This is a genomic window from Collinsella aerofaciens (assembly GCF_040920445.1).
Classification (GTDB): domain Bacteria; phylum Actinomycetota; class Coriobacteriia; order Coriobacteriales; family Coriobacteriaceae; genus Collinsella; species Collinsella aerofaciens_BH.
This window is the reverse complement of record NZ_JBCOTQ010000069.1, coordinates 1-8,860: the sequence shown is the minus strand read 5'-3', so window position 1 is coordinate 8,860 and position 8,860 is coordinate 1. Positions and strand designations below refer to the sequence as shown.

General features: G+C 57.2%; 7 protein-coding genes and 1 pseudogene. All 8 read right to left on the bottom strand.

All coding sequences use genetic code 11. The features are described from left to right. Positions 1-337, bottom strand: a pseudogene (locus AB5405_RS09045) (YhgE/Pip domain-containing protein); the annotation flags it as partial. Further along, entirely contained in the window at positions 338-3,103 is a 2,766-nt protein-coding gene (locus tag AB5405_RS09040; protein ID WP_233540206.1) for a YhgE/Pip domain-containing protein, read from the bottom strand. Positions 3,104-3,594: 491 nt separating this feature from the next. After that, the gene (htpG, locus tag AB5405_RS09035; RefSeq protein ID WP_195568354.1) at positions 3,595-5,619 is read right to left on the bottom strand and encodes a molecular chaperone HtpG; all 2,025 of its coding nucleotides are present in this window, start codon (positions 5,617-5,619) and stop codon (positions 3,595-3,597) included. Between the two features lie 202 nt (positions 5,620-5,821). Further along, positions 5,822-6,322, bottom strand: coding sequence for a GNAT family N-acetyltransferase (locus tag AB5405_RS09030; RefSeq protein WP_099432637.1), 501 nt, complete (start codon positions 6,320-6,322; stop codon positions 5,822-5,824). Positions 6,323-6,361: 39 nt separating this feature from the next. Beyond that, positions 6,362-7,012, bottom strand: coding sequence for a tyrosine-protein phosphatase (locus tag AB5405_RS09025; protein WP_022094060.1), 651 nt, complete (start codon positions 7,010-7,012; stop codon positions 6,362-6,364). Positions 7,013-7,029: 17 nt separating this feature from the next. Further along, positions 7,030-7,767 (bottom strand): CpsD/CapB family tyrosine-protein kinase, encoded by a 738-nt coding sequence (locus AB5405_RS09020; RefSeq protein WP_227790048.1) that lies wholly within the window; start codon positions 7,765-7,767, stop codon positions 7,030-7,032. Between the two features lie 2 nt (positions 7,768-7,769). Beyond that, complete coding sequence (locus tag AB5405_RS09015) at positions 7,770-8,426, bottom strand: YveK family protein (protein WP_368138253.1); 657 nt, start codon at positions 8,424-8,426, stop codon at positions 7,770-7,772. Positions 8,427-8,602: 176 nt separating this feature from the next. Further along, on the bottom strand, positions 8,603-8,860 hold a 258-nt coding region (locus AB5405_RS09010), incomplete at its 5' end, for a sensor histidine kinase (protein ID WP_368138252.1).

The following is an 8,860-nucleotide window of genomic DNA, read 5'->3' as shown; positions in this document are numbered from 1 at the left end:
CGGCAGCATAGTACGCGCCCGACTTAACGCCCTCGATAGCCTTTTCGCGATTGTTGAGCACAACCCAATCGAAGCTCTCGTTGCCGCGTAGGGTGGCGGTCACGTTTTCGCCCACGTTAACCTCGACGGGGATCAAATCGCTCTCGTAACCCTCATCGGTGTTGACCACGGCGATCTTAAGATTGCCGGTGTTGCCGTACGGATCCCAGCTGCCGGCGATGTTAAACCACGCGTACAGACACGGTACGATAATGAGGCCCATCACGACAACCAAGCCGATCACGGAGCGAGACACGTTTTGGACATCGCGCTTAAACAGATGCAGGATGTTCTTCATTTATGCCTCACCTCCTTTGGAGTGCTTGCCAAGCGCGGTGGTATCTCCATCATTTGTGGCTGTGCTGTCGCTGCCCTGAGATTTATGGTGCGAGCCGATATGCGGCAAGCGGCCCGTGGACTGATCGCCGCCCTTGGCACCACGCTCGCTGGCGTTGAGGCCAAACATGTGGCGGGCGGCAGGAATGGCGGCCGTGTGTTCGCGCATCTCGCGACGCAGGTCCTCATCCGAAAGCGCCGAGATGCGCATCTGGGTATTGAGGCTCGCTCGGATATATTCGATATTGATAAGCCAGCCGCAGATGGCAATAACCGAGATGATCCAAATGACAAGCAGGATGATCTTGCCGTTATTGTCGATATCGAGAACCGTCGACAGGACAAAGAGCAGGACCTGAACGCCCACCACGGCGGCAAAACCGCCCTTGATGTAGTACGGGTAGCGATGTTCAAAGGCGACCGCATGATCGAGCAGTTCGCGACGGTACGAATCGGAATCGAGCATGACGCGCATGGCCGTGCGCAGCGAGTAGCGCTGGCGCGGCAGGTCGTTGGACTCGCAAATCATCATACCGGTCGTGGAGAGCTGTTTATCAAAGAGCAGGTTAAGGTTGAGCAGCAGCGGACGCAGCTGCAGGCCGATAAAGAGCGCCACGATCAAGAACACGCCCAGAATGCACAGGTTAAACAGGTAGTTGAACGAATACATGCCGCCGACCGTCTCGCGCAGCAGATTGATGCCGTAGGTAAAGGGCAGCAGCGGGTGCAGCCACTGGAAGAAGCCGGGCATCATCTCGATGGGGTACATGCCCGACGAACCCGGGATCTGCACGATGACGAGAATGACGCCGATAGCCTTGCCGATATGCTTAAACGTGGTGGACAGCGCATAGATGATATTGACGTAGGTGAACGAAATGGCGATGCCGCCCAGCACGAACAGCAGCGGGCTGACGCACTGCACGCCAATCACCAGATCGCCTACCGTAACGATGATGGCCTGCAACGCGCCCAGGATCACCATGAGCAACCAGCGGCCAAAGTAGCCTTGGCGCGCCGTAAAGCTGCCAACACCTTCACGGTCGACCTCGAGCTTGTAAATGGCGATGAGCACATAGCCGCCCACCCAAAGCGCCAGATTGGTGTAGAAGGGAGCGATGCCCGAGCCAAAGCTCTTGACCGGATAGATTGACTTGGACGTCAACTCAACCGGAGACGCCATGAAATCTGCCACGTCATTGACATCGACGCCCATCAGATCGGCCAGCTCGCCCATGGACTCGGAGGTCTGCAGCGCCGCGATGTCATTGGCGGCGGTTGCAAGCTTGTCCTGGACCTTGGCAAGCGAGGAATCGGTCTGGGACAGCGTGGTCTTGGCCTGGCCGAGCGTAGCGCTAAGCTGCGCCAACGTGCCGCGCGCATTTGCAAGTGTAGGTGTCATACCCGAGACGATACCGGTCAGGTCGCCCGAAACGGCAGCAAAAGAGTCGAGCGCGCTCGAGGCCTTCGGCAGCGCGTTTTGGCCCAAGTCCGTCTGGGCTTGGCCAAGGTTGGTCGCACCGGTATGAATTGCGTTATTGATAGCGTCGCTGGCACCCGAAACAGCCGCTGCGTCATTCGCCATGGCGCTCGACTGCGCGGACAGACCGTCCTTGATGCTCTGAAGCTTTTCATTCTGCTCTCGAAGCAAATCGATGGTCGATACAATGCGCGCGTCAATTTCCTCGGAACCTGTCGACGTGTCATTGGCGAGAATCTCCAAGTGCCCGATAACGGCCTTATTGTGGTCGATCGTCGCTTGAAGAGACTCGAGCGAGTTGTCGATACGGGTGGTCGTAGATGTGACCGCGCCCGTCAGCTTGCCGATGGCAGCGTTCGCAGAGGCCGACGTCTTGGTGAGCGCAAGGCTGCCTTCCGAGAGCGCCTTGGAGAGCGAGGTGATGGAGTTGCCCGCCGTGGTGCGAGCTTCGCTCAGCAGGTCGTTGCCCTGGGAGATCGCCTGCGTCAGCGACGGTGCCTGGCCTTGCAAGCCGGCAAGTGCCGCATCAGCCGAGGCGATAGCGCCACTCGTCTTATCGATGGCAGCATTCATATCGCCAATCGAATCGCGCACCTCGCCCAAGGTGTCGGACGCCTCGGACACCGAACTTGCCAGCGAGTCCTGAGTCTGGGTTGCCTTGTCCTTTAAATCGACACCAGCATCCTTGGCGATACCGGCAACAGTCTTGCCTACCGTAGAGACAAATTCCGAGTTGATCTGCTCCTCGATGGTGTTTGCACCGGTATCGGTAACCTTGGGCGCAATGGCGCTCTTCTTCTCATTGACGTAGTACGTGAGCTTGGGCTGATGGTAGTTGCCGTCGAGCATCGAAACCAGGTTATCCGAGAAGTTCTTGGGAATCACGATAGCGGCATAGTACTCGCCGCTCTCGACGCCCTCCTTGGCATCGGCCGTCGAGTCGACGAACGTCCAGCCCAACTGATGATTCTCCTTGAGCTGGTCGACCACTTTGTCGCCAGCGTTGAGCTCACCCACCAAGTCGTTTTGGGTGCCTCGATCGTTGTTGGCGATAGCAATCTTGATGCCTTGGGTGTTTCCATACGGATCCCAGTTTGCCACGATGTTATACCAGGCATACAGCGAGGGAATAACGCACACGCCTAGGGTAACCACCAGGGCGACGGGGTTCACAAGCAGTCGCTTAATGTCGCGCTTAAATATCGCAAAGGACACCTTTGCATTGGATAGTTTGCTGCCGAGACTCACGCTTGGACCATCCATCCTGTCGTTAAATCGAATCGTACTATCGACAACCATTGTAGTAGGCGCTTTAACGTCTCAAAGCACAATGGTGTTGAGTTTTGCGGGTAGCAATATACTACGAAGATGAGTTAACGTACAGATGTACAGTATCCTAAATTTCAGCAGGTCACAAAACCACAACCCGCACAAATTAGCAATTCAAATAGTCATCGGGGACGTTCTTAAACGACTAGTCAAACAAAAACGTCCCCAATGACTACTTAGGACCACGGCAACGTCGATGTTTTGGCAATGCCAGCGAGCGGGCGCCAGAGCGAACAAATTGGCATGAAAAGAGGACGGCATAGACCTTCTGGTCATGCCGTCCTCTTTGAATGACAAGTTGTCGCTCTGGCGCCCGCGCAGCGTCGACTGGTCCGCCGTTCGTTAGAACGGCGGACCTGAGGGCAGCGTCGAGCCGTTACGCGGTTTGGTAAAACCGCGTAAATACCTAACTACATCAAGTTGCAAACAGCTGCTGCGAAGGCAACGGGGTCCTCGGGCAGAATGCCCTCGACCAGCAGGGCCTGGTCATAGAGCAAACCGGAGTACTGCTTGATCTTGTCGGCGTCGCCCGCCTTCTGAGCGGCGACGAGCTTGGAAAAGACCGGGTGCTTGGCGTTGAGCTCGAGCACGCGCTGGCTCTTGGGCATACCGTCGGGCGCGCCCTCGGGACCCTTCTGGAGCACCTTCTCCATCTCGAGCGAAAGCGGGCCCTCGGTGGTGATGCACGCGGGAGCATCGGTCAGGCGCGCAGAGACGGCAACCTTCTCGACCTTGTCGCCGAGTGCCTCCTTCATGGCGTTAAAGAGGTCCTCGTTCTCCTTGGTGGCGTCCTCGGCCTCCTTTTTCTCGTCCTCGGTCGCCAGGTCAAGATCACCGGTTGCGACGTTCTTGAGCTCCAGGTGACGATCCTCAACCTCGGGCTCGGCACCATCGGCCACGGCCTTTTCGGCAGCCTCGCGGGCGGCATCGTCCTCGTAGATCTTGGGCATATCGGCGGCAACGTACTCACGCATAGCCTGGAAGGTGAACTCATCCACGTCCTGCGTCAGCAGCAGCACGTCATAGCCGCGGTCGAGCACGCCCTTTACCACGGGCATCTTGGCCAAGCGCTCACGCGAGTCGCCGGCGGCGTAGTAGATGGCCTTCTGATCCTCGGGCATGCCCTTGGCATACTCGGCCAGGGTAATCATCTTCTGTTCCTTGGCAGACCAGAACAGCAACAGATCGGCGAGCTCATCGGCCTTCATGCCATAGCTCGAGTAGATGCCGTACTTAAGACCGCGGCCAAAGTTCTCAAAGAACTTCTCGTAGGCCTCGCGGTCGTTGTCACGCATATCCTCAAGGTCGGCGGTGATCTTCTTTTCCACACGCTTGGCGATGGCCTTGAGCTGACGGTTCTGCTGCAGCGTCTCACGCGAGATGTTGAGCGACACGTCGGCGGAATCCACGACGCCGCGGACAAAGTTGTAGTAGTCGGGCAGCAGGTCGTCGCACTTCTCCATGATCAGGACGTTGGAGCTGTAGAGCGCCAGACCCTTCTCGTAGTCCTTGCTGTACAGATCGAACGGCGCGCGTCCCGGCACAAACAGCAGGGCGTCATACTCGAGCGTGCCCTCGGCGTGGAAGCTGATGGTGCGCGCAGGATCGTCAAAGTCGTGGAACGTGGACTTGTAGAACTCGTCGTAGTCCTTCTGCTCGACATCGGAGCTGTGCTTCTTCCAGATCGGTGTCATGGAATTGACGGTCTCGAGCTCCTGGTAGTCCTCGTACTCGGGCTTGTAATCGTCGCCGGCGTCCTCGGGCTTGGGTTTCTGGCGGCTCTTGGACACCATCATCTGGATCGGGTAACGCACATAGTTACTGTACTGCTGAATCAGGCTCTTGAGACCCCACTCGGTCAGGAAGCGATCGTAGGTCTCGGCCTCGCCGTCGGCATCGAGCTTCTCGTTCTCGCGCAGCGTCAGGATGACATCGGTACCGTGCTCGGCGCGCTCGCCGTCCTCGATGGTGTAGCCCTCAAGACCGTCGGATTCCCACACATGGGCGACATCCTCGCCGTAGGCGCGGCTGACGACCTTCACATGGCTGGCGACCATAAAAGCCGAGTAGAAGCCCACGCCAAACTGACCGATGATGTCGACATCGGAGCCCTGCTGCTCGGCGTTCTCGGTCTTAAACTCCTCGGAGCCGGAATGGGCGATGGTGCCCAGATTGCGCTCCAGCTCCTCGGCGGTCATGCCAATGCCGTTATCCGAGATGGTAATGGTGCGGGCGTCTTTATCAAAGGAGACGCGAATGGCCAGGTCGCCCTGGTCGATCTTGACGCTCGGGTCCTGCAGGCTCTTAAAGTTGAGCTTGTCGACGGCGTCGCTCGCGTTAGAGATAAGCTCGCGCAGGAAGATTTCTTTATTGGTGTAGATGGAGTTGATCATGAGGTCGAGCAGTTTTTTGCTCTCGGTCTTAAATTGACGCATGTGCAGTCCTTTCGCGCTACCCCTGTCCGCAAAAACGGCTCGGTCGCCCGAGCCGCATCGCAGACCTGCTATGTTCAGACTTAGATTTTATAACCCATTAACGCGCATATATACATACGGAATCGAAAAACTGTATGTCCGAGCGCTCTGATGCGCCAATTGCCAAGGAGTGTCCCAAACTGCCGGCAGGAAAGGAACGTTCCTATCTGCCATCTACGCGCTTGGCCATCCAGGCATGAGGCTGGCCCTCGTCTTCGTAGTCCACCGGGGCAATCTGCGTGTAGCCCGCCTTGGCATAGAGCGGCAGCACGTATTCCTGAGCATGCAGCTTAATGAGCTTGGCGCCGGCATCACGCGCGCACGTATCACTGGCCTCGACAATCTTGCTCGCCAAACCGCGACGGCGCATGCTCGGCAGCACGGCCACGCGCCCCATAATGTAGGTCTCCCCCGCCGCGACACCTTCGTCCAAGTCGCACGCCGGCGACACCGGAGCCTCTGCGTCAGCCGCGCGCTCAAGCTCTTCGGGAAACACGCGCGAGCAACCGGCAAGCTCGCCGTCTACATAGAGCGTCACATGAATGCAGTTCGGATCCTCGTCGATAGCGTCGAACTCATTCTCGTAGCCCTGCTCGTCCATAAAAATGACGCGGCGCACCAACGCCGCGTCATCAAAGCATCCCGTCTTAAGTTGGATATCCATGGCTGCCCTTTCATTCAATGCGAACGTTAGGGACAGATTTTAGCGAAAATGAGCTCCGCGCACGCTAAACTTCGCGCGAGCCTTCGCCAGGCAATCGTAATGACCCACGTTATGGGCATCGCTCGCGATGAAGCTGTACAGGTTCTGATCGAACAGGCGCTGTGCCGGCTTTTTCTCGCGACCAAAGCGACCGCCGGCAATAAAGTCCGCCGAAGCCTGCAGCTTGCAGCCCATATCGACCAGGCGCTCCGCCACGCTTACATCCTTTTGAACCGCACGATAGCGCTCAGGATGAGCGATGATCACCTGGTAGCCACGGCACTGCAAATCGTAAATCGTGTTCTCGTACTCTCTAAACGCATACGCATCGGCATGCGTCGAAAGCTCGAGCAGAAACTCGTTGGTCCCATCGAAATGCAAGTGCTCCGCGGCATCGATACCAAGCTCAACGAGCTTTCGATGGTTGACCTCGAAACCCATCTGGAGCGGAAAACCGTCAGCGTTATCGCGCAGCAGCTCAAAGGCATCCCACATCTTGTCGTAATCAAAATAGGGATCACGGCAGTGAGGAGTGCAAACAATTCTGGTTACACCAGCCCGCTTGGCAGCCTCGAGCATCGCCAAGCTCTCATCGAGATCGGCGGCGCCGTCGTCTACACCCGGCAAGATATGGCAATGAATGTCACGCATAGGTCAGCCTTAATCAACTAAACGTTTGCTCGGTTGGTGAAGATGCCCTTTTTGGAAGTCCCCTGATCGTCGGAGCCCTTCTTCACCTTCTTACCGTCCTTGGTGTAGTAGGAGTAGTAGTACTCGCTGGTCTCGGTCTCGCAGTAGTTCATAACGGTACCGATGAGCTTGACCTTCTCGGACTTTTTAAGCTGACCGATGGCGTTGAGCGCCTCCTCGCGCTTGGTGAAATCCTCACGCACCACGAACAGCGTGCCGTCGGTCAGGCTGGCAATCTCGGCAGCATCGATGAAGGTGCCGACCGGGGGAGCATCAAAGATGACGTACTGGAACTTGGCGGACAGCGCCTTTACCAGCTTGGCAAAGCGGTGAGAGACGATGATGTCGGCAGGATTGGGAATATGCGGCTCGGCATCGAGGAAGTAGAAGTTCTTCTGACCCGTCTCGACAATTGCCTGGTCAATGGAGATCTGCTCGGAAAGGACCGCATAGAGTCCGCCGCGCGAACGAACGCCGAGCATATCGGAAAGGGACCTGCGGCGCATATCGGCCTCGACCAGAAGCACGGACTTGCCGCTCGTGGCGATTGCCTGAGCAAGGTTAATGGAAACCGTAGACTTGCCCTCGTTGGGAATCGAGGAGGTAATGGTGATGGTGCGGATGGGGTCGTCCACGCTCGCAAAGCGGATGTTGGCCAGAAGGGTCTTGGCGGCATTCTGTACAACGAGCTTGTCGGTGTTCTTTGCCTTAGCCATGCCTATTTACCACCTTTCATAGCCGGAATTCGGCCAACAACGGGAATGCCCAGGAGCTCTTCTGCCTCTTCGGCACCGCGGATGCGGGTATTGAGCATGTCTGCCAAAACGACATAGGCGACTGCGATAAAGATACCGGCGAGGAACGCGACGGCAATATACAGCGTGCGCTTGGGGCCGCTGGGGGCTTCGGGGGTCTTAGCCTCGTCGATAACGTTGATGCTCTGGGCAGCGCCGACGTTCTGAGCGACCGTACTCACCGAGCTGGCCATGGCCTTTGCGACCTTAGCCGTCTCCTTGGCATCGGTGCCGGTAACCGAAAGCGTAATGACACGCGTGGTGGTCTCGGAGGAAACAGACACCTTGTAGTCATCCAGATCGGTGAGGCCCAGTTCATTGGCTGCGCCGCTCTTAACGCTATCGCTATCCAGCAGCGTGGCGATATCGTTGGAAAGCATCTGACTCGCCGAGAGATCGTTGTAGCTCATCTGACCGCTATCGTCGGTCTTGGCGAGAATGTACATGCTCGTCGTCGCGGTGTAGGTGTTGTCCATCATGGTGAAGGACACGATGCCCATGGCGACCGCGCAAATCACCGGAAGGGCGATGACCAGCTTGAGGTGCTTTTTAAGCAGCTGGAACAGTTCGAGAAGGGTCATGCAGCTTGCCTTTCATTTCCCTAGTTCATATCGACAAAACTGCTCGTATCATATCGCATCTTTCTGCCAAGTCCGAACTCTATACATAAGATACAGCACATACGGCAATGTTGCGCAATAATAACGCCGCATCGGCAACCCCGGTGCGGCGTCAAAACAACACGTTTGCTGCATTGCTACGCAAATGATTCGTCCTGCTGTACGGGAAACGTCACCGTGATGGTAGTCCCCACACCCAGCTCACTCGATAGGTCGAGCGAAGCATGGTGATACACGGCGGCATGCTTAACGATGGCCAGACCCAAGCCTGTTCCGCCACGTGCCTTGGAGCGGCTCTTGTCCACGCGATAGAAGCGCTCGAACACCTTGCCCTGCTCCTCGGGCGCGATGCCGATACCCGTATCGGCAACCGTCAGGTACGGATGGCCCTCATC

What these genes read in the sequence shown, in the direction of transcription:
- AB5405_RS09025 (WP_022094060.1), bottom strand. Translation starts at nt 7,012, where the DNA reads ATGCGTGACATTCATTGCCATATCTTGCCGGGTGTAGACGACGGCGCC.
- AB5405_RS09015 (WP_368138253.1), bottom strand. Translation starts at nt 8,426, where the DNA reads ATGACCCTTCTCGAACTGTTCCAGCTGCTTAAAAAGCACCTCAAGCTG.
- htpG (WP_195568354.1), bottom strand. Translation starts at nt 5,619, where the DNA reads ATGCGTCAATTTAAGACCGAGAGCAAAAAACTGCTCGACCTCATGATC.
- AB5405_RS09020 (WP_227790048.1), bottom strand. Translation starts at nt 7,767, where the DNA reads ATGGCTAAGGCAAAGAACACCGACAAGCTCGTTGTACAGAATGCCGCC.
- AB5405_RS09030 (WP_099432637.1), bottom strand. Translation starts at nt 6,322, where the DNA reads ATGGATATCCAACTTAAGACGGGATGCTTTGATGACGCGGCGTTGGTG.